This is a genomic window from Danxiaibacter flavus (assembly GCF_041060425.1).
Lineage (GTDB): Bacteria > Bacteroidota > Bacteroidia > Chitinophagales > Chitinophagaceae > Danxiaibacter > Danxiaibacter flavus.
The window spans coordinates 829,943-856,311 of record NZ_JAULBC010000001.1 but is presented as its reverse complement, the minus strand read 5'-3'; the positions used below and the strand labels follow the sequence as shown (position 1 = coordinate 856,311).

The following is a 26,369-nucleotide window of genomic DNA, read 5'->3' as shown; positions in this document are numbered from 1 at the left end:
CTAGTCTTTAGCTTGTTTTGCGATAACAATAGATTTTGATTCCACATTTCTATTGACAGCCGCTTTCATAAAAGTATCCATCTCGGCAAATCTCCTGAACATAAAATTGCTTACTTCATGTCCCAATCCCTCGTAGGTGTATAAAATAACCGGCAACTGTTTTTTTCGCATTTCCTGGTAAATGGTAGAAGATCCAAACATCATTAACCATCCGTTGTCTGATGCATTGCAAAATCTGTGTGCATCTGTACCAAACGGAACAAGCTGGTCATTGGTTCCGTGCATCATTAACAGCGGAGTTACGGGCGCATTTTTCAGTCGAGTCAGATCCAGCAACGCCCCTGAAAACGATAGCACGCCGGCATATTTGAATTTTGGTGAAGATGTATCTTTCTTTGGCTTGAAGGGATTCCATACAAGGTTTAAAACTGTTTCTGCACCAGCACTACTACCGGTAAGGAAGAGCTTTGTCGTATCAACGTCAAGATCTTTAAAATGAGTTGCGAGATAAGCCGTTGCATTTTCAGCATCCTCTATAGCAATGCGTATGGCTTTCAATTTTTCGGGAGTAGCTGTTTCACAACCAAAACTTTTACCTTTTAAATACAATCTGTATTTCATTACAAAAACCCGGTAGCCCAGTTTATTCAATCCTTCCGCTAACGGTGTTTGGTTTGACGGATCTCCGCCAGTAAATGCACCACCGTGAACAAACAATACAGACATTCCGTTGGCTGAAGCAGTTGGCTTGTAGTGATCAATCCAAAGTGTATCGGCGTCCTTAATACTGTATACCATTCTTTCTGCCTGTTGTGCTTTTACACAAACCGGCAACAGCATCAGCAACAGGCCATAGGCAATCTTCTTCATACTTACAGGTATTTATGCTCTTGCAAATATTTAACCCACATAACATACGCAGCGGGTTTAAGGTGTATACCATCAGCAGTAAGTTCCTTTTTCAAGTCACCATTCTGATCCGCAAATATTTCATGCAGGTTGAGATACGGCAAATTGTACTTGCCGGCAATCTCTTTGATCCGGATGTTCAATTGAAGAATGCTATCCTTTTTATTCTTAAGATAATCCGCCGTAACTACAGCCTCGTTCAACGGCAATACGCTTTGCACATAGATCCTTGTTTTGGGAGAATACGTTTTAAAATAATCAAGAATTCTCTGATAGTTATTTGCAATCTCATCCAATGGCAATCCCCTGCTGAGATCATTGATCCCGATCAACAGAAAGATCTTTTTCGGTTGTGCTTTTACAATGCCATCCAGCCTTGCCAAAACACCAAAAGTATTATCACCGCCTATGCCCCGGTTCATTATTTTTTTGCCGGGCAACAACTCATTCCATGCACCTCGTTCAGTTATACTGTTCCCAAGAAACACAATAGCATTTTTAGTTATGGGGAGATTATTAAAGAGCTCCATACGCCCCTGGTAATACGTATTGTTATAGCTACTGTCAATTTTGCCCGGAACTTTTTGAGCAATCAGAGATACTGACGTGAGGAGAAAAAAACAAATCAACAATGATCTCATTGTACTTTGAGTTTGAACTTATTTATAAATATTTTTTGCGTGTCAGATATTCGGCCCACAGAATATAAGCGTCTGGTTTCAGGTGCAATCCATCCGTCGAAAACTCCTTTTTTAACTGATGGTTATCGTCTTCAAAAATTTCATGCAGATCGATAAACGGAACCTTGTAGCGGTTAGCGATTGCGCTAAGACTATCATTTAAATTCCGGACTATCTCATTATTGATCTTTGAATAGATCGACGGCAACATACCTTCATTTACCGGCAAAACACTTTGTAAGAAAAGTTTTGTTTTGGGAGATGTCTTTTTAATCTTCTCAACAATCTTTACATAATTTCCGGCAATGAATACTGGCGATGTACCTCTCTTCAAATCGTTGATGCCAATCAGCAAAAAAATCTTTGAAGGATGTGCTGCAAGCACCTGGTCCAGTCTTGCTAATACACCATAAGAATTGTCGCCGCTGATTCCCCGGTTAACAACATTTCTACCCGGCAACACTTCACTCCATGCTCCGGCTTCAGTTATGCTATTACCCAAAAACACGATCGGTTTAGGTGCAGGATGAAGCTTTTCAAAAAAATGAACCCTTGCCATGTAATAACCATTGGCATAACTGGTATCAGGCGATGCCGGATCCTGCGCATTACTCTTAATGCAAAGCGTCAGCATGGCTATAGTTAGCCAGTTCAATTGTTTCATGCGCAGTAATTTTCAGACGGTTGTACCAGGTGAATTTTAAAGTGATCATACAGATTAACCAAACGGACATAGCGATAAACCCATATTGCACATAGCCAAATACAAAGAACATTGGCATAGACACCATGCTCATCTGCCAGCAAATGCCAACAAGCACATTCAGCATATCCCATTTAAACTGTTTATTGGGCTCAAATGCGGGATCAATTTTCTTCACCCAACGCAATACAGGCTTCCACCATCCCCATGGCTTAGTGCTGGCATAAAAATTTTCCAGCGTACGCCTGTCTGCATGGGGTGTTAACAAACAACCGACAATACTTGCAGAGAGTGACAACACAAGGATTATAAAGAAGGAGATCAGCGTTCCTATTCCGCTTCCGAACAAGTCCTTATATTCTGTAAAATAATTGGCACTTAACCATGCCATAAGATTTGGAACAAATGTGGCAGCGATAAGCCCGGCCAGCATTCCTGCAAAATAACCATAGCCATTAAAGCGCCACCAGATCCATTTAAGCACGTTGGCTGCCGCGTAACCGCCATACAATGCTGACGAGATCCACAATGTCAGAGAACTTAGAGAATTTGCGAATAGTCCGAAAATACAGCCTATCAGGATAATGCCTATGGATACAAAGTAGCTGCATTTCACATAGTGCTTAGGCGACTCGGAAGGTTTGAAATATTTTTTATAAAAGTCATTTACAAGATATGCCGGAGCAGCATTTACAAATGCCGAGAACGTGCTCATAAAAGAAGCCAGCAAACCCGCCAGCACAACGCCTCTTATACCTGCGGGCAAATAACTTCCCACAACACGACTTAACACCATCTCAAAATCAGGCCGTGCCTGCGATTGAAGATCAGACATAAAATAAGTGAATCCTATTAAAGTAAGCGCACTAACCATCATAAACAGCGGGATATACAACACAAGATTGGTGAACCCTGTTAGCAATGCCGCTTCCGATGGTTTCTTGGCGCTGAGGATACGCTGCATATCGAAGCCTGGCACAGGACCTGCAAGGCTTGAAAAGATTCCTTTTGCCGTCATCATCAATACAAGCGCACCAAACCACATAAATCCGTCTTCTTCAATTTTTTGATTAGCCTGGGGAAAAGTGCTACCCCAATTGATATTCAGTTTCCAATCCGGCCAGAAAGAAGCCCAGCCATTTGGCAGGTGCTGATGCAAAGTAGTGTAATCCACGTCCCGCACAGCATACGTCACCACAAGAATACAGCTGACCACCAATATGCCATATTGAAGCACTTCGGTAGCAACAACGCTATACATACCGCCTTTAATAGTATACATCGTAGTTAATGCGATAATGATAAAGGCGTACATCTGCTGATTGGTGAAAACATTGTTTGAAAGATCCCATGGAAGAATGTTTGCAGCAAATTTTCCGATACCAACAAACACATAGCCGATAAAACCAATCACACTGATAATAGCGAACAGCACAACAATCATGTGCGCTAACCGTCCACCCTTGTCGTCGCCGAATCGTTTAATGATCCAGTCAGCGCCGGTAATAGCCTTGCTTCGCCGGATCCAAATGGCAAGAAAAACCATCACAAAGATCTGGTTCCAGATGGGCCAAAGCCATGGTAGCCATGCAGCCTTAAAGCCGTAAATAAACAACAGCGCTACATAAAACGCGGTGCCGCTTACATCAAACATGCCGCTGCTGTTGCTGAACCCGAGCCAATACCATTTGATATTGTTGTCACCAAGAAAGTAAGACTGAATGTTCTTGGAAGCCTTTTTGGAGATCCAGAAACCGAGGCCAATGATGATGACCAGGTAAGCGAGGATGATTAAAATGTCGATTGTTGATAGATTCATCAGGGGTAAAACTTATAGTCAATGGTGAATAGTGAATAGTCAAAGGATCAGTCAGCTCTATTTGGTGCTAACTGAATTATTTATAAAAATTTATTACGCTTCAGATAGCCAATCCAGGCGAGGTAGCCTTTGCCTGAAAGGTGCAGACCGTCGTATGTGTAAGAGGCGGCCATTTGACGTTTATCGTCCATCAATGCATCATGAATGTTCAGATAAGGAACATTCTGTTCCGCTGACATTTTTTGCAATGCGTTGTTCAGTTCTGAAATCTGCTCATTGGTGGCGGAATAATATTGCCTGCCAATAAGACTATCATTAATCGGGAAAACACTTTGAACGTAGATGGCTGTTGAAGACGAACGCTGTTTTATTTCAGCGATCATCTTTTTATAATTATCTATGATGTATGAAACGGGGATCTTTTTATTAAGGTCGTTTGTTCCGATCAAAATGAATAACTTTTTTGGTTTGTGCCGCAACACTTCATCAATGCGGCCACGTAAGCCATAAGTATTGTCGCCTGCAATTCCCCTGTTCAGCACCTTTTTAAAACCAAGCAACTCTGCCCAATCGCCCCAATGGGTAATACTGTCTCCCCAGAAAATAATTGTATTATCCACTACCGGTAGCTGATTGAAGTAGGCCAGCCGGCTATCATACAGGTAATTGTGAAACGAGCTGTCAACCTGCTGAGCCCGCGCTGGCAACGCGGACGCGATAGTTATCCCAGCTAACAATATTTTTTGTTTGATCATCTTCACAGTTGAACGCTTCAATTGCATACTCAAAATTTTAAAGCTTGCTAAGGGTGAATTGAAAAGAAATTTCACAAAAGATGTAGATCATGTTTTCCAGAACCAACCTCTCTTCGTGAAGAATATGGTAATTACTGACACCAATGCAGTAAACAGCACACCACTTAGAAACCCGGAAAACTGGCTTTGCTGCATTGCCGAATATATTTTAACTGCGCCAGAAAATTTTAACAATGGAAGCAGCACCAGGTTTCCTGCCACATAAGCAACCATCGGATTTTTCCCATTCGTGCTAAAATAGTTGATTATTACGGTACCAGCCTTTACGTGTTGTAACACATTTAAAATAATTAGTAACAAAAACGCCAGTCCACCCGTCACAAAATAGTAGCTGAAAGTAGAAGGATCTTTCTTAATACCACCTTCAAATGCTTCAAAGAAAAGGCCGAGCAACAGCAAGTAAGCGCCGGCTTTAAAAAAACGATCCGTCAATTTATTTTCGCGCTCTCTTCTTGACAGTATAAGATATATACAAACACATAGGGTGACAGTTATGAACAGATTTAAGGCCGTGTACCTTGCAAAAAGCAGAATAACATTTGAGAGTATGATCAAAAAGCACCCGAGCGCCACCAAAGCATTGCCTTTCTCCTGTTTAGTATTTTCGGAGCTTTGAATACCGTCTTGTAATAACCACTCGCCCGCTATAGTGCCTGGAACAATGATGAAGAGATATTTAAGATAGTAGAACTTGTACATCCATGCTGCGGAAGTCCAGTTAAACAGCCCTTCGTTCCAGCTTCCCGCCTCTTTCGACGTCAACAGAATAGCCATCACGAACGGAAGAATGCCTAACCGAAGGAGTAGATTATTTCTTGTGAGCCACCAAACAATTGTTCCGAAGAGGGCCATGTTGGCGAGTACAATAATGATGATATCACTGTTATACAATGAAAACTGCTGACCATCTTTATACGGCAGCACAAACAACAGAGCTACAGAACCTGCATATGCAATTATTTTCAGGGTTGAAAACAGCGTGGCTTTTTTGTCGCCGGCAGGTTTATACAATTGAAAAAACAGCAATACAAATCCAAGTAATGGTAACAGTTGTTTTGAAGACTGAGGCTCTACACCCTGCACTACGGATCTGATATGCATTGTAAACAGAGCGAAAAACACAAGTAGCAAATATCTTCTTCCGGCAATAGAAAGTATTGACAGAAACGACGCACCTTCTTTTAACTTCTTATTCAACGCGAGCGGAATTGCAGCTCCCATGCTGAAAAGAAAAAAAGGAAATACCAGGTCAACCCAGGTAATTCCGGGAAGCTGCGGATTGAATGCATGAAATGGAGGAGGCTCCTGCGCATGATACATCCATTCCGGCAGAATACCGAACGCAATGCTACTCGAAAGCACCATCGCGAGTATTGCCATTCCTCTTAACGCATCAAGACTTTTATTCCTTTGTTGAACAATTTTCATTACTGCTTATACCTCTTTATTAATTATTAACCTCAACCGTCTCACGATAAACATTTCCAAAACGATCTGTTGCTTCAATCCGGATTTTCTTTGCCACTAAGGAAGGTGCTGCAAAAAATAAATGATCTGTAAGCAAGGGCGCAGCCCATGAACAACGTGCAGGCTTATTTTTTCCATTGAGGAATGATACAACATCTGCATCATAATCGGTTTGCTGCAGCATTTCACCCTTTAATACATCGTCTTCATACCAAACAACTTTCCATGAGCTGTCCCAGTTCCAGATGTTTACACCGACATCATTGGGCCGGTTTTTATAACTTCCTTTATTATGGATACTGAATTGGTAGTTTTTATCCTTCCCTATTGATTTGTAGTACCAACTAAGGCTGTCACCATTTATTTCATAAACACCATAACCAGCTGGAGTTCCGTCACAACACAATGAAGAAGTCCACCATGTGCCGCAAACTGCTGCCTGAATATGTTCATAGACACCATTGCCAATTACATTCTCATTATAATGCGTATGACCGGTCAGTAAATGTGTCTGGTAAGGCTTCAGTAAATCATACAGAAAACGCCTGTTGACTGTAACAGCGCCCGGATGATCTTCCTTTGCACTGTTACGCTGTCTTTCATTTGTGTAAGCTGAAATATGCATGGAGACAAACACCAACGAACCGGGCTTGACGCTACGCAAATCCTGCTCCAGCCACCTGAATTGCTTTTCTGTGATATAGCCCATGTAATTATATCCGTCAGAATAATAAAAAACGTTGTCCAGTACGATGTAATGCGCTTTCCCGCGATTAAAAGAATACCAAGCTGGCCCCATATTTTTCCTGAAAGTATGATCAGACTGTTCGTCGCTCCTTACATTGTAATCCATATCGTGATTGCCTAGTACCTGGAAAAATGGAACGCCTGTTTCTTTGATGGCTTTTTTATAGGCAGGAATAATGGCTTGTGAATCCCAGGAAAGATCGCCTGCTGCGAGACCGTGAACCGGCGCTTGCTTAGACAATTCCGCTGCAAAAGCTTTTGTGTCTTTAACAGCTGTGGTCATCAATTGCGCAGCATCATCTTCATTGTTAATCTGCGGATCGGCCCAAACAATTGCAAAGTGGCGCGTATCATCTTTTTCCAGCTTTTTTAATGTAAAATCTGCAGAAAATAATCCATTAACCGCTTTTATCTCTTTGTAGAAAGAAGCCATGTTCTCTTTTACCGGGATTTCATAACCGGATGGAACAGTCAGGTACACAAATGTGGCTTCGTTCGTAGTTTGGAGTTGGTATTCTCCGGCCGCATTTGTATAGATAATATTAGTACCATCAGTTACCGGAACATTCGTCAAGGGACGTCCGTTAGAATCTTTCACCTTGCCTTTTACAATAATGTGAACAAAGCCGTTATTCCGCTGCGCAAGCGTATGCAGCGGATATAACGACTGCTGGAGCAAAAACAAAAACAGAATGATATTTTTTACGCAATTCATGTTTGCTGTTATTGTTTTGTACCTTCTTTAATAGCATCCCACAATGGTTGTTTTAACCTGTTGTATTGCGGTGCGTAAGCATGCACCACGTCAAACAGCATCACACCACCCGAAGTGTTATTCAGAATATATTTAATTGTTTTTGAAATATCGGCTTTACCCGGCCAATCCACATTTCCCATATCAATACTTCCGTACAATGGCACTTTATTCTTTGTTACATACTTTATTCCATTCAAAGAACCTTCCACGCTCCACCAGTGATAAGTCAGGGATGCAGTGGCAGGATTATCGGCCAGCATAAGTTGTGTAAAATAATTTCCGGTCATCAAAACATCCAATTGCTCGGCATAACCTGTCTGGTTGTAGCCGGGGTATGCCCAGTCGAAACGGATGGCCTGATCATTAAAAGGATCATAATCCTGGCTGGCCCAGTTAACACCTACCTGGTAATAAGACGAATACCATGCACCAACATACACGCCAAACGAAACGGAAGACTTGACGCTTTTCACTGCCTCTCTTGCTTTCTTGAAAAAGTCATGAATAACAGAGGCCCTGTACAATAACCATTTTTTGTAATACTTACCGGTACCGTCAGGCACTATTTGTCCACTGCTGTTTTTCCAGGATGCAACGATGTCAGTTGGGAATTTCATCGCCGAAGCATCATTATCGCTGTACTTTTCTTTCAAAAAGTCGATAAACTTGTTTTTGCTGAAATCAGAAAAATCAGCATCAATATCGCTATAGCGCGCATAATCCAGTATAAAGCCATCTATATCATATTTCTGAACAATTTCCTTGATAATGTTCAATGCTCTTTCCTGCATTTCAGGCATTGCAGGATTTACAAATGCATTGCGCCCGGTTGTTGTAATAGGCACACGGTTGCCATTTACATCGCATACAATGGATTCATACTTACTTTTAAAAGACGGATCATCAAACACTGTTCCCCGGTTCGTACCACCTTCGCCCTCCACAAATGTTACAATAGATGTATAGATCTTAAATGAACGTTTCTTCGCCTCCTTAATCATGAAACCAACATAATCAACACCCGCGGGCAGCGATTTACCATCAAGACTTGTAACCTGTTTGGCGTAAGCACTGGGATACATGGTATAGCCACTGCTTCCCTTTACGTCAATTACCAGGCCGGTTACACCAACCATTTTGAGCGTGTCGAGTACTGTTTTTATTTGTGCCGTGTCATTTAATCTTCCGTACGTCCCGAACACATTGGACCGGGAATCAACCCATGCAAGCACGTTCCGCCCTGTCACCGGCGTTTCGGTTGTATCGGTTCCCGGGCCTGGCGTCGGTGGCGTTGGGTTATCACTGGTCTTTTTACAGGCTGTCATTGAGACTGAGCTCAAGGCAGCCAGCAAACAGCATGCAACTAATAAGCGCTTCATCATTTATTGTTGTAAGGTGAGGAAGTAGTTAGCAAGCATCCGGCCATGCCATTGCAACACGGCCGGATGTTTATTTTATTTAGCGTAATTCGTGAACTCCTGTGCAGATATGCCACCGTTAGTGAGCAGCGTGTACACCTGCATTCTTTCCTTGTTATTGGAGAATCCTATACAAATGTCAGCAGTACCATTACCGTTGGTAGTACCTGTAAGCAAAGTGGAATTATACACATTGAAAGAACTGTAATCATCACTTGCTGGATCCATTGATATTTTTGATTGCTGTGTTACATCATACAGGCTCGTCTGTACCTGGTTAAGATCATATGTATTCAGGTACTTAACAATGGCGAGGTAATTGGCGTTGTTAAAACGTGCATAGGCTGTAGGCATGGTAAACACAACAGGCCAGCCTAAATTAAGCGCGGTGATACGTTCGTGCGTAGAACCATTTACCAATGCCACTTCAAACTGGTAGTTGATAAAATAGTTGGCGTTTGCATCGGCAGAAACAGGCTGCGCTTCTGCATAATAACCGAGGAAAGAAGAAGAACCTCCGGCAATTGATTTGTATTTAATCACTTCAGGTGTGTTGCTAACAACCTGACCACCTACGATTCTCCACCTGTATATTACATCAGACAATCCGGCAGGGGCCATAATGATCGCATCTTTATTCAGATCACCGTACACATTCACTCTTCTGCCAACACCACCGTCAGCCGTGATTCCGGCCGGATTATTGTTTGTCCACTCCAGTACTTTCACAGGACTTGCATCCAGCGGACTCTTGAATTTATACAACGTAAAGTTGGCATTCTTTGGCGCCCATGAAGCTGCGAGTAAATTACCCGTACTATCTTCTACCATCTGGAATGAAAGTGTAGAACCAAACGGATTCATCATTTCCTGCACATATGCACCTGTAAACCTGTTGTACACGCTGTACTTTGAAGGAGATGTTCTTCTTACCAGAACAAGATAATCCCCACTCACAGCAATGCTTGTTTCCATATTGGCACCGAATGATAATTCAGCCGCTGTTTTAGTAAAGAGCTTTCGGTTAATACCAACACCATAAGCCAGCTTTACCGGCTCGGTTGCCCTGAGTGTATATGTTTTAGGAACATTATCAACCCCGGTTACAGTAAACGGCACGGGGTTGGTCAGATCAATCACGGTACCTGAAGCAATTGAGCCTTTTGAATGTTTGTTGATCTCATAAGTAAAAGTTGATTTAGTTACATCTGTTCCCGGCAGTACATAAAACAAAATTTCATTCTGCTGTATAACACCTTCCAGGTTTTGCGTAGCACCTTCAGCTTCATAAGCAATAGCGGCAGAAGTAATAGAGACGTCACCTACTTTCTTAGCCACCACCACATAAGTATTTTGTTTGCCATTACCTGCAGTTACAGTTAACGTAACAGGTTTTGTAAGATCCATAACAGTGCCTAATGTTGGCGCCATTTTCGCATCGGTTGGTATCGTTGACCTTATAATCATTTTGGTAAGATCAACTTCGTTGTCCGAATCAACCGGGTAATACCACGGAACATCAAAATAAACGGTATCATTATTTGCGCTGTAGCGGGGATCAAATAAGCGTTCGCCGCCCTTTCCTTCAGTAGTAAGGTAAATATCGCTCAGAGCGCTTTGCTCCTTGCGGATAACAGCATCGGCTTTGCGGCAGGAACTGATCGATGCCAGCATTAAAGCCGATACCAGTGACAAAAACAGCATTTTTTTCATGCCAGTATTTTTAGTTTGAGTCATTAATTTTTATAAAGCCGGCAGCTTTACACATTCACATACCGGCCAAATTGCACCTTCTGACCAGAGATTACCATCCCTGGATTTGTGTAAGCCCCGGATTGTTCTGCAGCTCAGATACAGGGATCGGGATATAATATAAAGCAGGTGTAAACTGGCGATTCATATTGTCGCAATTAACAACCTCATATTTAAATCCGCTGCCTGTTGGTGTTACTTTATGTCCGGTAAAACGAACATTGTTCAGAACGGTGTGGGCTTTGCGCCAACGACGTAGATCCCAGTACCGTTGTCCTTCAAAAGCCAGTTCAACTTTACGTTCGTGTTCCACTGCATCCATTAATTGGGGCACAGTGCTTGCTGCAGTGTTAGGCAAGCCTCTTTTGTTGCGGAGCGTATTCAATGCCATTTGAGCATTACCGATATCATTCAGTTTCGCTTTTGCTTCGGCTTCAATCAACAGTATTTCTGCGTAACGCAATTCAATCCAGCTTTGGGTGCTTTTATTCACCACAAAATCATTCACGGTCGGGTTAATCCCTTTCCTTATATAATATCCTGTAACGGTTCTGTGTGGATCTGTATTCACACCATACTCTGAAAATCCTTCAATGGGATCATCAGGCGTTGTGTTGATCGTGCGCCCCTTCCAGCTTGCGCCGTTGTAAAGCACTGAACCATAAAAACGCTGCTCCCTGTTTTCATATGGATTAGCGGCTTGTGTAGCATTGCTCCAGGAAAATTTAGAACCATCACTCATTTCAAATTCATTCACCAGTTCGGCTGTTGGCACACCATACACAAGACATTGACCGGGCGCATCAGCGGCAGGAGCAAAACCAAGATCAAGGTTGTGCGTGATCTGTGGTGCTACAAAATCGATCTTAAAGATGGCTTCTGAGGTATTTTTATTGGTGAAAATGTTAGCGAAATCAGATTCCAATTCGTAATACCCTTCTTTAGAAAGTGCAATAACAGCTTCAGCTGCGTCGGATGCATTTTTGTAATAAGCACTTGCATTGCTTGCAGAAACGCCTGTTAAAGGATCTTTGTTGAACTGCTTCTTGTCATATTCAGCAATAGATGCCGCATACAACCATGTACGGGCCAGCATTCCGTAAGCCGCGCCTTTGGTCGCACGTCCGGAACGCTCTGCATCCCAAACTTTAGGTAAGTTCTCTGCGGCAAAAGAAAAGTCTGCGGCAATAAACTTGTAACAATCTTCTTCACTGGATCGCTCGTGCGACTTGGTATTGTATTCACCAATATTATCCAGCAATATCACGCTTCCGTGCAGCTTTACCAGCCAGAAATAAACATAACCTCTTATGAAACGGGCTTCCGCCTCATATTGCTTTTTAGCTGTTTCATCAACCTTGGCATAGTTGGCCAGGCCATCTAAAAATTCATTGAGCCTGCGGATGCGGGTATAGCCAGCCTGCCAGTAGTTCAACTGTGGGCCTGCGGCGTTTACCCTTGACGCATCGGTGGCAAGAATATTCACCGTACCATTACCAGCGAGCGTTGACGTATATTTTTCAATATCAGAAAGCGCATCCGTAGCATTGTCATAACCTATCGGAAAGGCGCCGAATTTGAATGTTGAAAATTCACTGTACATACCATTTATGTACAGTTCCATGTTAGCAGGATTGCTCCATACAGCGTCTTCCGTATAACGGTCAGTGGGTGATATATCAACCTTACAGCCATTTACAATCATGAAGATGCCTGCAGCAAAAAATGTCTTTTTTATAATAGATGATATAGTGTTCATAAACATGTTGATTTTAGAATGTGACATTTACACCGGCAGAGTACAAACGTTGCTGCGGATAAAATCCATTGTTTACGTTAGGCATTTCAGGGTCCATGTATTTCAGTTTATCCCATGTTACCAGGTTGAAGCCGGATACATAAAACCGGATCTGTTGCAACTTCATGCTGCTTAACACTTTTGCTGGCAACGTATATCCCAACTGAACTGATTTCAATCTCAGGTAAGAACCATCTCTGATCCAGCCTGAGTTAGAGTGCGCATTGTTGGAAGAAAGTGATGCTTTGTAAGCAGTAAGACGGGGGAATTTCGCATTGGGATTATCCGGCGTCCATGAATCTTCCACCAGGAAGTAAGGTGAATTACCGTAACCATAGAAAGTTTTAGTAAATGGCGTATTGTCATCAATACCACTTGTTCCGCTTGAACCTTCATAAGTACCGGCAAGATTTACGTTGCTGATAGCAGCACCCTGGAACAATGCAGAGAAATCAAATCCTGCATAGCTGAAATCCAGGTTCAAACCATACATTAACTGTGGAAGATTGCTATGCCCAACGAAAGTCATATCATCTTCACGTGTTAAGCGGCCATCGCCATTCAGATCGCGGTATTTGAAAAAGCCCGGGGCAACAACGCCGTTGCTGGGTGATGTTCCGTTGGAAGCTTCATCCCATGTCTGGTACATACCATCTACAATAAAGCCCATCTTATCGCCAATACTTCTGCCTACGCGGCGCTGCCATTGTGGTAATCCCGGGCTTTCATTTAAACGGATGATCTTGTTTTTTGCCCAGTTAACGTTAGCTGTAACGCTATAGTTAATCTTACCTATTTTATTGCGATGCCTTACCTGCAGATCAAAGCCCCTGTTATCAACTATACCGTAGTTGATGCTGGCAGGCGCATAACCACCAAGCGACATTGGGTATAATGTACCCGGATTGTCGAGGATGTCTTTTGTGTTCTTGTAGAACCACTCAAAGTCAACGCCAAGTAATCCTCTCCAGAAAACAGATTCAAAGCCAACGTTTGTCAACACAGATGTTTCCCAGTGAATGTTCACATTTGGCGGAGCGCTTGTATACAATGCTGATACCGGTTTGCCACCAATAACAACAACAGGATCACTGGTAAGTGCATAAGTCTGCATGTAGGCAAAACGACTGGCAACATCGTTACCCAGTTTACCAACAGAACCTTTTAGCTTAAGATAATTAAGCGTAGTGCTGATCCCGTCAAAAAACTTTTCTTTACTTACTACCCAGCCTAAAGCCGCAGCAGGGAACAAACCCCAACGGTTGGCAGGAAGGAAGTTTACAGATGCATCATATCTGCTTGCAACTTCCAACAAGTATTTGTCTTTGTATGAGTAGTTCAAACGAACAACATAACCCGCTCTTGAATCATCAATATTGCTTGATCCGGTTGGAGCGATCTGATCTATTGCGGCAGGACTTCCATAATCGATTTCCTGCAGATCTTTCAGCGGGAAATTACTGGCGCCTGTTGAGAACACGTTTGATTTTTGCTGAGACCATTCATACAATGCAAGAGCAGAAACTGAATGATCACCAAACCGCCCATTATAAGTAATACTTGGCTGGAATGTTTTTCTGTCGTATTTGCTGTATGATTGGCGCAGAGATGTTTTGGTAATACCAGGTAAAGTGTTTATTTCAACATAATCACCTGTCACCTGGTCACGCTGGCGGCCCATTAAAGTATAAGGCGTTAACCATCCTTTATTCTCTGTTGAGCTCTTGTCGTAGGCAGTAAGCAATTTTGCTTCCAGTCCCTTAACCCAAGGAATCTTTACATTGAACGTAACATTCCCCTGGAACACATCAGTAATACCGTTCTGGTAACCGGATTGATCAACAGAAGCAATCGGGTTAACCCAGCCTGCATTGCTGTAATAGCCGGTTGGCAATCCATTCGGCGCATACATTGGCATGTTAGGCAACATACGAACAGCCTGGTAAAAAGGGTTCATGTAGGCTGTGTTATCCGGAGAAATACCCGGTGTGTTAGTGAGCTGCTGGCGCGCACCAAGATCAACAGAAACTGAAAGCACTTTATTTAATTCTGCATCCAGGTTCGTACGCACGTTATAGCGCTTGAAGCCTGTATTTTTTACCACACCATCCTGGTCCAGCATACCGATTGAAGTGAAGTATTTCATTTTATCAGTACCGCCACGCACGCTGATATTGTGTTGTTGCGACATAGCATTTCTTCCGATCAGCTGACCGATCCAATCTGTATTACCTAATAACGGATTGGTATTTGTGCCGTTCTTAACGGCATCTATCTGATCCTGTGTGTACACATAAGGAACAGGATCTGCACCGGTATGCGAGAGATAATCATTATCCATGTCCGTTCCCTTATTGTACCAGGTCATGTAATCAGGACCATTCAGAAATTTGGGGAAACGCGTATTCTGGCTAAGCGTAACGCCACCATCATAGGTAACAGTTGCTTTTTGCGTTTTGCCGCGTTTGGTAGTAATAAGTATAATACCATTCGCCGCTTGCAACCCATATACAGCAGTAGAAACTGCATCTTTCAATATTGTTATACTCTCAATTTCTTCAGGATCCAAATTACTAAAGGAAGGACGTTGCACATTGTCAATGATGATCAACGGCCCCTGGCTTGCGCCGTAAGTTCCGACTCCCCTGATACGCAATGTTGCATCATCAGCACCAGGTCGACCGGATTGCTGCAACGTAGTCAAACCGGGCATACGGCCAGCCAGTGCATTGGTTACGTTCATTGTCGGCATCTGTTTCAATTGTTCTGAATTGATCTGCGAAACAGAACCAATGACGTTTGCCTTACGCTGTTTGCCGTAACCTACTACAACTACCTCATCAAGATCTTTGGGATTTTCTGCAAGTGTGATGCTTACCGGCTCGCCGGCTTTTGCATCAACGTTGATGGTTTTGTAGCCTGACATAGAAACGATCAGTGTTACATTATCTGATGGAACAGCCAAACTAAAGTGACCATTTACATCAGAAGCAATGCCTCTTGTAGTTCCTCTTACAAGAATAGAAACACCTTCTAAAGGTTTTCCATCGGTGCCGGAAACAGTACCGGACACAGTTTTTGTCTGGGCAAATGATAAAGTATGAAATGTGAGGAATATGATCAACGACCATATCCTTCGCCAATCATATACTTGATACCATGATTGTCTCATATACATTGTATTGGTTTAAATTGGAGGTTATATAATATTGTTTCGAATCTTAATTCATGTAAACGGTAGCAGAACTACTATTGAATAATTTCCCGCCAGGAACCTAATCGTCAGCTATTGCAACTCACCTGTAATACTTATCTTTCTTTCAAAAGGATGCGCGTATTTATCCAGCAGTACTGCAATTGCCCTTCGGCTCAGGTACTTGTCGCTATTAGTAATGCCTGCTTCTTTTATGTCATTCTGTAATTGTGATGCAGATACACTTATCCCTATTGCTTTCAATATCACCGCAAGCGCTTCTGCGGTAAGCATTTCACCGGATGCTGCCCAATAATTTTTTAATGAAGTATAATATGGTCTTAAACCTTTTACAAGCTCGTAACCACTTACCGGCTGCTCAGGGTAGAACCATGTTTGGTTGGCCCACTGATAAGGCACACCGGCTCCACGCAAGATGCCTGTAGCACCAATCTTTTGAATAATTTCAAATTGAGGATCAGCCGGATTAACATCTACAAAAGGCATAACGTAGCCATTTGCTTTTAGCAGCTGTTGTTGTACCTGGCGCACATCCAGTTCTTTGGGTTGAACATGCTGTTGCACACACAAAGCAGCCATAGCTCCGGCGGCTTGTCCGATCTGCAGCACAACTGGCTGCAACCTGGTTGCACCATTGACGATATTGGTAACACTAATGCTTTTTTCTGCGACGATCAATCCATCTATACCCTTAGGAATAAGGCTGCCCATTGGCACGTTATAGGAAGGCACCCTGATCTTTACAAAGTCAATCAAACGGCCATCCTTATTTTTTTCATGGTGATGATCTATTGGGTAATCGCCTACTGCGATGCCAGTTCTGTATAACGGTTGTGCATTGTCGTAAGGAGTGGCAACATAAGGAAGTGATAAACGTACAAGGCCATCCATTCTTCGTGATTCACGGTGATATGGTATCATCGGTAGTTTATCGGCCGTAGGAAACTCATCATCAGCTAAACCAAGATTTTTATATCCCAGTACAGTTTGCAGATAATACACAAACCTAAGCGTATGCAGTTTGGCTTCACGCAAAGCATCTTCACGTTGTCCGGGTGTCTTCTCAATAATATTTAAGTAATAGTCGTTGCCGCACTTCGGCCAGTTGATCATGTATTTGTTGTTCGGCAAACGGCCGTATTGCATCATCTTGTGGCAGTTGTTATCCGGGCTGTCAAAAGATGCAGGATCTGACACATCGCAACTGCAGGAAAATTCAGCAGGATCGTACCCTTCCGGTTTCCTGATTGTTTTATCGGCATTCTTGCCAAAATCTTTGAGCACAGCAACATAAGTGAGATCCTGTACAATGTTGTTAGCCTTTTCGGGCGCCTGCTCTTCACCGGTATCATATTTGCTGTCCATGCCAATAGTATAATGCACACCGGCGGCGGCCATTACATCGCCCAGTTCAGTGGCATCAACTAAAATATCTGTGGCTATTGTTTGCTGCTTTTTATTTCTTTCAACAATAACATCCCAACCACTGGCTGTCTTCCTAACGGACTTCCACTTTGTGTTGAACCATACCTGTACTTTATTTTCCGCAGCAACCATTTTTTGCAGTACTGCATTACCTACATGCGGCTCAAACAAGGTATTACTAACCCATCCCGTTGCTACTGCATTTGGACCGCCGTAGTAACTATATAATTGTTGCCTGAACTCGCCCCAGATCCCGGAAGGCATTTTATGATCGCCATCAATTGCAGATACACCGGCAGATGTAAGCATACCGCCAAGCCAGGCTGTTTCTTCAACCACCAAAGTATTCACACCCATGCCTGCAGCCTGTATAGCCGCAGCGCTGCCACTGGCGCCACCACCAACTACCAATATGTTTGTTTTGATTGATTGCTGAGCCTGCAAAAAAGAAGTACTAATAAGCAGCAAAAGCAGCAGCAATACATTTTTTTTAACTGTCATTACCACATTTGTTTTTGTCATACGCATCTGATGTATGCAGTAATCAAATGACAATTGGCATCGAAGACAAATTCCATTGTTCATTGGGCGCAAATCGTTAGTTATACAATAAGAACTATGGCACACACTACGCTCTAGGCATTTCCGGTCTACAGGCAATCGTATTCAACATCCGCCTTCTGCCCGACGGCAGAAAGGGATGTTTGATCTAACGGTCCTTAATCTATGTTTTCAAATGTTTTCCAAACCTGGTACAGGGCACGGGGAATATGAAAGCAACCTTTCCATTTACCGCCTTTGGCATTCAGTAACACATCTCCTCTTCTATCCAGGTAACCAAACCATTCTCCATATGCTTCATCTCTAAAATGTTTCCAGCTATAGTCGTGTACTTTTTCAAACCAACGCAAACAACGGTCATCACCGGTTAGTGCATAGCCTTTAGCCAGTGCAACCAGCGCTTCCACATGCACCCACCATAATTTTTGATCCCACTCTAATTGTAGTGGTGGGTTGTTCAGCACATCCATAAAGTAGAAGATGCCACCAAATGTTTTGTCCCATCCATGCTCAAGCGTATGTAGCATAATGTCGCATGCCTTTTGGATCAGCGCCTGATCATTCAGCCTTTTACCCAGATCCATAATGAACCACATCGCCTCAATTGCATGACCAGGATTTAATAACCTGCCTTCAAAGCTGTTGCAGAAACTGCCGTCGGCATACACATTCTCCAATATCAAACCATGGTCCTGCTGGTAAAAAACATCCATTACTTCATGGATCACTGTGGGTATAAATGAGTTCACTCTTTGTGTTCCCAGTAAATGTTCCAGCTCTATAGAAAGATTACAGAGAATCATCGGCAGGCTAAAACTCTTAAGCGAACGCGTTCCTTCGAAGCTTTTGTTGTATTTGCCTTTCCAGTTGTTCTGGCGGCGAAGAATATTTTCAAACGTGTTCACGGCAATCTCCTTGTACCTGTCTGTTGGCAATATTTTATCCAACGCAGCAAATCCCATCGCAGCAAAGCAGTCACTAAAAATGTTATACGGCTGTATCAGCGGTTTACCCTCCGCAGTTGTTGAAAAATACCAGTTGCCATTTTCATCCCTTCCATGTTTTTCCATGAACCCGGCACCCAGCAATGCCATATCCATCCATTCTTTCCTCCATTCTATATTATGATACATATAACTGAAGCACCAAACCTGCCGTCCCTGCAACCACATAAATTTGTCGGTATCATAAACTTTACCCTCACGGTTGAGGCAGGTAAAAAAACCGCCGTTCACTTCGTCGCGACTGTGCTTTTCCCAAAACGGAAGCACATTGTGGAGCAACTCATTTTTATATAGTTCTGCATAGGAGGTAATGTCCACTCTTGACTGTCCATTAGCTTTAGCTTCTACGATCTGCATGTATCTTTCTAATTTTTTTTACTTTCGACGGTAAATTTATAATAATTTTTATTTAAAAATCAATCTTGATAAAAAAAATTATTTTAATAGAATAATTTTGTCTTTTTTCGTGGGGAAGTTTATATTTTTAAAGAGTCACATTTAATAACTGTATCTATTCATGTCAGTTCAACATAGTATACTCGAGATATTTTCTGACGATAATATTGCCGGGGTAGCCTTTAAAAACAAGTCGCTGAAAAGAGCCATTATCAATTATCTTGATGATACCGGTGACTCCACTATTACAGACCTTGCAACAGCATTAAACATAAGTGTTCCGAAGACGACGAGCCTGATCAACGAATTGATCACTGCTGGCCTGGTAAAGGATTACGGCAAAGTAGATTCGAAGGGTGGCAGAAGGGCAAGCATGTATGGGCTCGTTGCTGAATCCGGATTTTTTGTGGGTGTTGATATCAAGAATTTCTATATCAACCTTGGTCTCCTGGACTTTAAGAAGAACATGGTCACTTCACAAATGCATGTGCCTTTTAAGTTAGCGAATACAAACGAATCGTTCGACCAGTTGATTCACATTATACAGACTTTTATCGGTGGACTTTCAGTCAACCGTAAAAAAATACTCGCCATCTGTCTCAATCTTTCCGGGCGCGTCAATAGCGAAAGTGGCTACAGCTATAGCTTTTTCCACTTTAATGAAGAGCCGTTAAGCAAAGTTGTTGAAAGAACTATAGGCATTCCGGCTTTTCTTGAGAATGATTCGCGCGCCATGGCGTATGGCGAATTTCATACTGGTAATGTACATGATGAGAAGAATGTTCTGTTTGTAAACCTTGACTATGGCATTGGTTTAGGCATTATGATAGATGGTCATATTTACCGTGGCAAGTCAGGCTTTGGCGGAGAGTTTGGCCACATTCCTTTATTTACCAATGAGATCATTTGCCATTGCGGAAAGAAAGGTTGCCTGGAAACAGAAGCTTCAGGACAGGCACTCATAAGATTATTTAAAGATAGAATAGAACATGGCTCTACCTCTGTATTATTAAAGAACAAATCGTTGCCGGCAGACTTGCGATTGGCAGATATTATTGAGGCAACCAATAATGAAGACGTTCTGTGTATAGAGTTGATTGCTGAACTTGGTGAAAAGATCGGACGCGGTATATCCGTATTGATAAATATCTTCAACCCCGAACTGGTAATATTAGGCGGCACACTTGCAGAAACCGGCGATTATATACGATTGCCCATACGCAGCGCCCTTAATAAATACTCGCTAAGCCTTGTAAATAATGATACACAGCTACGCATGTCAAAACTACACGAAAAAGCAGGGGTAATTGGCGGCTGTTTGCTTGCAAGAAACAAATTACTTTCCGGTGGATTGATTGAAAAGTAGCCCTTATTATTAAAAATTGAGTATAAAATAAACTTAGTTTATAAAATAAATTATTAAGTTTGTCTGATAACGAAATTATTTTCTTAATTAGGCAAACTTTCTCCCATGAAAAGAATTAACCTGAAACTAACCTCCAGGACAATTTTGCTTGGCTTCACTATTAGCTGTAGCCTTTCGTCTTTCTCACAACAAATAACTGAAGAGCAGACAAAAACATTGCTAAATACTCCTCAGGGTCATATTGTAGAACTACCGGGATTTCTGACTGAAAAATTGCCATTGATCAGCTATCAGAAAATAGTACAGCCCGGGCCACAATTCCTGATCTCCGATGATCCGGAGTATATCCGCGTTCCTGAAGCCATTGCATTCAGAGAGCCTGTGCAGCCGGGGACAGTCCGCCTGTATGTATATAATGTAAACGGAATAAAAGAGCCTGCGAAGATCGACCGCAAGATAACTGCTGTGATCAGGAATACCGGGAAAGCGCCAATGCACCTGCGCATGTTGAAATATTCCTCACAGCGCCCAAGCGCTAATTATTTCCAGATAGGTAAACAAGGACTTGCTGATTATTTTGCTTCTAAAGGAGACAATAATATCCGCACGATTAAAGCTGGCGAAGCCGTTGCTATTGACCCGGCCCAGGAAAAGTTTGTAGTGAAGTATGATGAGCTTGTTCATGGATTGTATGAATTTGTGATTGATCAGCCAGGCGAGATCAGTATTGTACAAACTGATCCTAAAACGCCTGCTCCCGTTGCGATGGAACGCATCAAAACTGTGATACCTACAAAATCGCACAGCGGCGCTGGCAGAGGTGTGTTTGGCGTTAGCAACTACAGGTTGTTTAATGACACTGTGCTGGATACAAAAAATGGTGTGTCTCAAATAATAGTGGCCGACGGCGACAAAGATCCCTGGGTGCTTGGCAAAGAAAGCTCTACCGCGGAAGTGGCAAGACTTGACGGTAACTATGGTGTAATGTATAATATGGAGATTAAATGGAAGAGCAGCGACGGCAAAGGACTGGCACTTGTAACCTGGAACTCGCGCAGCGATAACAACCAATGGTGCAGCGGAATGGCGAATACAATGGTTGTTAGTGGGGGCAAATTCAAAGAAGGTGTTATTCAGCTTCCTTCCAATACACTGATTACAAGAAAAGCACCTGAGGCGATATTGGTACAGGTCTTTAAACCGGCAGCCAATGGCGAAGAGCAGACCATACATCTGACTTATTCTCCTCCGGGAGCTTCATGCTTACCAACGCCGCTGATCTTTATACCGGTAGAGGTGAAGTAATTGATAATGGAGAATTGAAAATTGAAAATGATGGGGAATGTGCAGATGTGCAAATGAGGAAATGTGCGAATGTGCAAATGAACAGACGTTGCTCTGTGAAATTCTGTGTATCCTCTGTATTTTTCTCTGTGTAACAATGTATTTTTTTAAAAGCATGAGTCTTCATCAAAACGGCTCATGCTTTTTTATTGGCAATCATTTTCAATTGTCACCTTTCAATTTTCAATTAATAAACTCCGTGTTCCGCTTTGTCGCCGTGCCGCCGTGGTTCTCCAAAATAAAAACCCCGCCTGTAATTAAACAGAACGGGGTTTGTTCTCATGTGACTACCCACGATGGGTTCATTTATAAATAGCTAGTTCATTCCATCCATTACTGCTGCGTCCTGCGCGGTACATTCCGGCGCTATTCAAAACCATCACAGCATTCCCCCGGGCATCCACTCCGATCATTCCGCCTTCGCCGCCCATTTTTACCAGTTTCTCATTCACCACCACTTCCATTGCATCTTTCAAACTCATTCCTTTGTATTCCATCAAACAACTTACGTCGTAAGCGGCTACAGATCTGATGAACATTTCTCCGTGACCGGTGCAGCTAATGCCGCATGTTTTGTTGTTGGCGTAAGTTCCTGAACCTATAATTGGACTATCTCCTATCCTGCCATACTTCTTGTTCGTCATGCCACCGGTGCTTGTAGCTGCAGCGATATTTCCTTCTGCATCCAGCGCAACTGCACCAACTGTACCGAACTTTTTATCCTTCATCAGTTCTTCCAGGTGTTGATGCGTATGATCTAAAGAATAATTATCAGAATCCCTGATGGCCTTCCATTGATCATAGCGGAACTGCGAGAAAAAGTATTCATCCGGCTCCAGCTTTATACCTTGTTTGATCGCGAAATCAGTAGCACCTTTTCCGCTCAAAAACACGTGGTTGCTGTTTCGCATCACTTCCGTCGCCAGCTCAATCGGATTTCGAACATTTCTCACGCCGGTTACTGCACCGGCATCTAATGTTTTTCCATCCATGATGGCTGCATCCATTTCCTGCACACCCTTTTTTGTAAAGACAGATCCCCTTCCCGCGTTGAACAACATGTTGTCTTCCAAAATAACGATGGCCGCCTTTATGGCATTGACTGCCGAACCACCTTCTTCCAAAACAGCATATCCTCCGTTCAATGCTTCCTGCAGTCCGTTATAATAAGCCTGCTCTAGTTCGGGTGTCATGTCCTCCTTCAAAATTGTCCCTGCCCCGCCATGGATTGCAAGCGTAATAGTCTGCATGAATTCATCTCTCTTTAACGGCGCCGAAATTAGTTATTTAAACAACTAATATTTTCCAATTTTCTGTGAAAGGTGTTGAATAATAGCTAAGGAATTGAGAAATTTCTTGAATAACTTTTAGTTAACAAATGTGGAGTATTGGTAAAATAAGGGCCCTGAAAATTGGCCCTTTATTAAACTATTTTCACCTTAAAATTTATAAATCAATCATATGGAGAAGGGCTTACAGATGTCCATCCACCATCAATCACTAAACTTTGACCTGTAATATGGCCTGAAGAGGGAGAAAGGAAGAATAGCGCTGCATTGGCAATATCCGAGGTTTTAGCTGGTCGCCCCATTGGGGTAATTGTTGACCATACCTTGTTATAATCTTTGTCCTCCAGCGTGCGTTCAGTAGCGGTAGCACCAGGCGCGATAGCATTTACTGTGATCTTGTATTGAGACACTTCAATCACCAGGTTTTTTGCAAGCATTTCAAGAGCGGCCTTGGTCATTCCATAAGCCGCGAGATTTTTATGTGCCTGGTGGCCAGTTACGGATGACATAAAAAGAATGCTTCCGCCATTTCCCTGGCTGATCATTTGTTTAGAGGCTTCCTGCGCCAGGAAGAAACTGCCGCCAAGATTGGTATGCAATACTTTGTAAAACGCATCCGGTGAATAGGTAAGGAAGTCTCCAAACAAAGTAATACCTGCGTTAGCCATTACCATATTCAGCTGACCGAATTTATTTACAGCCGTTTTGACCATTTCGCGGATAAAATTGATATCTGCGCAATCACCACTAAGGCCAATACAGGAATCCGGATATTTGGCATTTATCTCCGAAACAGCATGATCCGTTAACTGCTGATCAATATCATTCAATAAAACCTTTGCGCCATTTTTGGCAAGCTGGCAACAAATTTCAAAACCGATGCCCTGTCCGGCACCGGTAACAATAGCAACCTTTTGAGAAAAATCGTTAGACATGTTTTAAGCTTTCAGCTGTCAGCTATTAGCTTTCAGCCCAGTGAATAAAAGGTGAGGAATGAGGTATGAAGTATCAGGCGTCAGGTATCAGATGTCAGGTATTGACCGTTTGAATAATTTAACGCTAATCAAAATTGATCAGATAGCTGATGGCTGATAGCTGATAGCTTAATGAGAATCCCGCGTTACCTCACTGCCGGATTTTCCTTTCAGAAAATCAAGATCGGCGCCCTGATTGGCTTGCTCGACGTGTTTGATGTATTGCCCTACATAACCTCTTTCAACATGAGGAGCCGGCGCTTTCCATTGTTGTCTTCTTGCGGCCAACTCTTCATCGGAAACATGCAACTGAAGAAGTCTTGCGCGAACATCTAATTCAATGATATCTCCATTCTGCACGAGCGCAAAATTGCCGCCTTCCGTTGCTTCCGGCGTAGCATGCAATACAACTGTTCCGAAACCGGTGCCACTCATTCGTCCATCGGAAATGCGGACCATATCCTTCACTCCTTTTGCCAGTATTTTTTGAGGTAATCCCATATTGCCAACTTCCGGCATACCGGGATAACCTTTAGGACCAACATTCTTTAATACCATCACACAGGTTTCATCCACATCCAGGTTAGGATCATCTACCCTTGCCTTGTAATCTTCAATATTGTCAAACACAACGGCCCGGCCTTTGTGTTTCATCAGGTGTTCACTTGCTGCGGAGGGTTTAATAACAGCGCCTGTTTCACAAAGATTTCCTTTCAGCACAATGATGCCGGATGTTGGATTGAATGGTTTGTCCACACCAGAGATAACTTCTTCATTGTAGCTGACCGAACCTGCATAGTTATCTTTTATACTTTTTCCATTTACTGTAACAGCATCACTGTTCAGTGTATCCAGCAGACCTTTGATCACAGCAGGAAGTCCGCCGGCATAGTACATATCTTCCATAAAGTATTGACCGGAAGGTTGCAAATTTGCGATCAGTGGAATATCCTTTGAATATTTATCGAAGTCTTCCAAAGTAAGATCAATGCCTACCCTCCCGGCTATCGCCAACAAATGGATCACAAAATTGGTTGATCCGCCTATAGCAGCGTTCACCATGATTGCATTTTCAAATGCCTGTCTTGTGAGAATATCAGAAGGTTTGCGATCTTCTTTTACCATCTTTACGATCTCTGTTCCTGACATATGTGCCAGCACTTTTCTTGCTGCATCAGGAGCAGGAATAGCTGCGTTGCCCGGCAATGTCATTCCCAAAGATTCAGCCATACAAGCCATCGTAGATGCGGTACCCATAACAGCACAATGCCCATCGCTACGACACATGCCAGCCTCAGCAAGCAGCAATTCTTCGTTGGTCATTTTACCAGAACGAACCGCTTCGCTAAAACGCCAGATATCACTGGTGCTGATACTCTGACCGCGATGCTTACCAGTTAACATGGGACCGCCTGAAACAATAATTGAAGGGATATCAACACTGCATGCACCCATCAATAATGCCGGCGTAGTTTTATCGCAACCGCATAGCAATACAACGCCGTCGATAGGATTGCCCCGGATAGATTCTTCCACATCCATACTCACAAGATTACGGAAGAGCATTGCCGTAGGTTTCATCAGCGTCTCACCTAATGACATTACCGGAAATTCAACCGGGAATCCGCCTGCTTCATACACGCCGCGCTTAACACATTCCGCCAGTTCCCTGAAATGTCCGTTGCAAGGCGTTAATTCGCTCCAGGTGTTACAAATGCCTATGACAGGCCTGCCGTCAAATTCATGCCCCGGGATGCCTTGCTTTTTCATCCACGCACGATATATAAAACCGTCTTTACCTTTTTTACCAAACCAGTTCTGGCTTCTCAATGCTTGCTTCATTCGTTAGATGTTGGGGAGCTGTAAGCTATGAGCTATGAGCTTTTAGCTATTCACCAAGCTCCGGTGTATTATTAACTAAACATGAACCA

General features: G+C 42.8%; 18 protein-coding genes. 2 read left to right on the top strand and 16 right to left on the bottom strand.

All coding sequences use genetic code 11. The features are described 5' to 3' along the window. The 13 genes from QTN47_RS03335 to QTN47_RS03275 all read right to left on the bottom strand — a co-directional run bounded on the left by QTN47_RS03335 (position 1) and on the right by QTN47_RS03275 (position 19,426). The gene (locus tag QTN47_RS03335) at positions 1-870 is read right to left on the bottom strand and encodes an alpha/beta hydrolase (protein ID WP_369327900.1); all 870 of its coding nucleotides are present in this window, start codon (positions 868-870) and stop codon (positions 1-3) included. A gap of 2 nt (positions 871-872) precedes the next feature. Next, entirely contained in the window at positions 873-1,550 is a 678-nt protein-coding gene (locus QTN47_RS03330; RefSeq protein ID WP_369327899.1) for a GDSL-type esterase/lipase family protein, read from the bottom strand. 22 nt (positions 1,551-1,572) lie between these two features. Next, the gene (locus QTN47_RS03325) at positions 1,573-2,253 is read right to left on the bottom strand and encodes a GDSL-type esterase/lipase family protein (RefSeq protein ID WP_369327898.1); all 681 of its coding nucleotides are present in this window, start codon (positions 2,251-2,253) and stop codon (positions 1,573-1,575) included. Then, positions 2,204-4,111, bottom strand: a complete 1,908-nt coding sequence (locus QTN47_RS03320) for a sodium:solute symporter family protein (protein WP_369327897.1) — start codon at positions 4,109-4,111, stop codon at positions 2,204-2,206. Before QTN47_RS03320 ends, QTN47_RS03325 begins: the two co-directional genes overlap by 50 nt. A gap of 80 nt (positions 4,112-4,191) precedes the next feature. Then, positions 4,192-4,893, bottom strand: a complete 702-nt coding sequence (locus QTN47_RS03315; RefSeq protein WP_369327896.1) for a GDSL-type esterase/lipase family protein — start codon at positions 4,891-4,893, stop codon at positions 4,192-4,194. Positions 4,894-4,953: 60 nt separating this feature from the next. Then, positions 4,954-6,354 carry a DUF5009 domain-containing protein gene (locus QTN47_RS03310; RefSeq protein WP_369327895.1) on the bottom strand — a complete coding sequence of 467 codons (1,401 nt, stop codon included), beginning with the start codon at positions 6,352-6,354 and terminating at the stop codon, positions 4,954-4,956. 19 nt (positions 6,355-6,373) lie between these two features. Continuing rightward, complete coding sequence (locus QTN47_RS03305; protein WP_369327894.1) at positions 6,374-7,855, bottom strand: calcineurin-like phosphoesterase C-terminal domain-containing protein; 1,482 nt, start codon at positions 7,853-7,855, stop codon at positions 6,374-6,376. Between the two features lie 8 nt (positions 7,856-7,863). Beyond that, positions 7,864-9,279 (bottom strand): family 10 glycosylhydrolase, encoded by a 1,416-nt coding sequence (locus QTN47_RS03300; protein WP_369327893.1) that lies wholly within the window; start codon positions 9,277-9,279, stop codon positions 7,864-7,866. Positions 9,280-9,351: 72 nt separating this feature from the next. After that, positions 9,352-11,028, bottom strand: a complete 1,677-nt coding sequence (locus QTN47_RS03295) for a DUF5018 domain-containing protein (protein WP_369327892.1) — start codon at positions 11,026-11,028, stop codon at positions 9,352-9,354. Between the two features lie 91 nt (positions 11,029-11,119). Next, entirely contained in the window at positions 11,120-12,826 is a 1,707-nt protein-coding gene (locus QTN47_RS03290; RefSeq protein ID WP_369327891.1) for a RagB/SusD family nutrient uptake outer membrane protein, read from the bottom strand. A gap of 13 nt (positions 12,827-12,839) precedes the next feature. Then, on the bottom strand, positions 12,840-16,037 hold the full coding sequence (locus QTN47_RS03285; protein ID WP_369327890.1) for a SusC/RagA family TonB-linked outer membrane protein: 3,198 nt from the start codon (positions 16,035-16,037) through the stop codon (positions 12,840-12,842). 114 nt (positions 16,038-16,151) lie between these two features. Further along, entirely contained in the window at positions 16,152-18,005 is a 1,854-nt protein-coding gene (locus QTN47_RS03280) for an FAD-dependent oxidoreductase (RefSeq protein WP_369327889.1), read from the bottom strand. Positions 18,006-18,223: 218 nt separating this feature from the next. Continuing rightward, positions 18,224-19,426, bottom strand: coding sequence for a n-acyl-d-glucosamine 2-epimerase (locus QTN47_RS03275; RefSeq protein WP_369327888.1), 1,203 nt, complete (start codon positions 19,424-19,426; stop codon positions 18,224-18,226). A gap of 160 nt (positions 19,427-19,586) precedes the next feature. On the opposite strand from QTN47_RS03275, the gene QTN47_RS03270 reads away from it, so the two are divergent. Then, the gene (locus QTN47_RS03270) at positions 19,587-20,831 is read left to right on the top strand and encodes an ROK family transcriptional regulator (RefSeq protein ID WP_369327887.1); all 1,245 of its coding nucleotides are present in this window, start codon (positions 19,587-19,589) and stop codon (positions 20,829-20,831) included. Between the two features lie 105 nt (positions 20,832-20,936). Further along, entirely contained in the window at positions 20,937-22,136 is a 1,200-nt protein-coding gene (locus tag QTN47_RS03265; protein WP_369327886.1) for a copper amine oxidase, read from the top strand. Positions 22,137-22,477: 341 nt separating this feature from the next. Here the strand turns inward: QTN47_RS03265 and QTN47_RS03260 are convergent, their stop codons facing one another. The 3 genes from QTN47_RS03260 to QTN47_RS03250 all read right to left on the bottom strand — a co-directional run bounded on the left by QTN47_RS03260 (position 22,478) and on the right by QTN47_RS03250 (position 26,280). Continuing rightward, complete coding sequence (locus tag QTN47_RS03260; protein WP_369327885.1) at positions 22,478-23,425, bottom strand: isoaspartyl peptidase/L-asparaginase family protein; 948 nt, start codon at positions 23,423-23,425, stop codon at positions 22,478-22,480. A 203-nt stretch (positions 23,426-23,628) separates the two neighbouring features. Further along, positions 23,629-24,399 carry an SDR family NAD(P)-dependent oxidoreductase gene (locus QTN47_RS03255; RefSeq protein WP_369327884.1) on the bottom strand — a complete coding sequence of 257 codons (771 nt, stop codon included), beginning with the start codon at positions 24,397-24,399 and terminating at the stop codon, positions 23,629-23,631. 168 nt (positions 24,400-24,567) lie between these two features. Then, complete coding sequence (locus QTN47_RS03250) at positions 24,568-26,280, bottom strand: IlvD/Edd family dehydratase (protein ID WP_369327883.1); 1,713 nt, start codon at positions 26,278-26,280, stop codon at positions 24,568-24,570. Positions 26,281-26,369 lie beyond the last annotated feature (89 nt).

What these genes read in the sequence shown, in the direction of transcription:
- QTN47_RS03290 (WP_369327891.1), bottom strand. Translation starts at nt 12,826, where the DNA reads ATGAACACTATATCATCTATTATAAAAAAGACATTTTTTGCTGCAGGC.
- QTN47_RS03300 (WP_369327893.1), bottom strand. Translation starts at nt 9,279, where the DNA reads ATGATGAAGCGCTTATTAGTTGCATGCTGTTTGCTGGCTGCCTTGAGC.
- QTN47_RS03335 (WP_369327900.1), bottom strand. Translation starts at nt 870, where the DNA reads ATGAAGAAGATTGCCTATGGCCTGTTGCTGATGCTGTTGCCGGTTTGT.
- QTN47_RS03260 (WP_369327885.1), bottom strand. Translation starts at nt 23,425, where the DNA reads ATGCAGACTATTACGCTTGCAATCCATGGCGGGGCAGGGACAATTTTG.
- QTN47_RS03305 (WP_369327894.1), bottom strand. Translation starts at nt 7,855, where the DNA reads ATGAATTGCGTAAAAAATATCATTCTGTTTTTGTTTTTGCTCCAGCAG.
- QTN47_RS03285 (WP_369327890.1), bottom strand. Translation starts at nt 16,037, where the DNA reads ATGAGACAATCATGGTATCAAGTATATGATTGGCGAAGGATATGGTCG.
- QTN47_RS03265 (WP_369327886.1), top strand. Translation starts at nt 20,937, where the DNA reads ATGAAAAGAATTAACCTGAAACTAACCTCCAGGACAATTTTGCTTGGC.
- QTN47_RS03280 (WP_369327889.1), bottom strand. Translation starts at nt 18,005, where the DNA reads ATGACAGTTAAAAAAAATGTATTGCTGCTGCTTTTGCTGCTTATTAGT.
- QTN47_RS03275 (WP_369327888.1), bottom strand. Translation starts at nt 19,426, where the DNA reads ATGCAGATCGTAGAAGCTAAAGCTAATGGACAGTCAAGAGTGGACATT.
- QTN47_RS03325 (WP_369327898.1), bottom strand. Translation starts at nt 2,253, where the DNA reads ATGAAACAATTGAACTGGCTAACTATAGCCATGCTGACGCTTTGCATT.
- QTN47_RS03320 (WP_369327897.1), bottom strand. Translation starts at nt 4,111, where the DNA reads ATGAATCTATCAACAATCGACATTTTAATCATCCTCGCTTACCTGGTC.
- QTN47_RS03295 (WP_369327892.1), bottom strand. Translation starts at nt 11,028, where the DNA reads ATGAAAAAAATGCTGTTTTTGTCACTGGTATCGGCTTTAATGCTGGCA.
- QTN47_RS03270 (WP_369327887.1), top strand. Translation starts at nt 19,587, where the DNA reads ATGTCAGTTCAACATAGTATACTCGAGATATTTTCTGACGATAATATT.
- QTN47_RS03330 (WP_369327899.1), bottom strand. Translation starts at nt 1,550, where the DNA reads ATGAGATCATTGTTGATTTGTTTTTTTCTCCTCACGTCAGTATCTCTG.
- QTN47_RS03310 (WP_369327895.1), bottom strand. Translation starts at nt 6,354, where the DNA reads ATGAAAATTGTTCAACAAAGGAATAAAAGTCTTGATGCGTTAAGAGGA.
- QTN47_RS03255 (WP_369327884.1), bottom strand. Translation starts at nt 24,399, where the DNA reads ATGTCTAACGATTTTTCTCAAAAGGTTGCTATTGTTACCGGTGCCGGA.
- QTN47_RS03250 (WP_369327883.1), bottom strand. Translation starts at nt 26,280, where the DNA reads ATGAAGCAAGCATTGAGAAGCCAGAACTGGTTTGGTAAAAAAGGTAAA.
- QTN47_RS03315 (WP_369327896.1), bottom strand. Translation starts at nt 4,893, where the DNA reads ATGCAATTGAAGCGTTCAACTGTGAAGATGATCAAACAAAAAATATTG.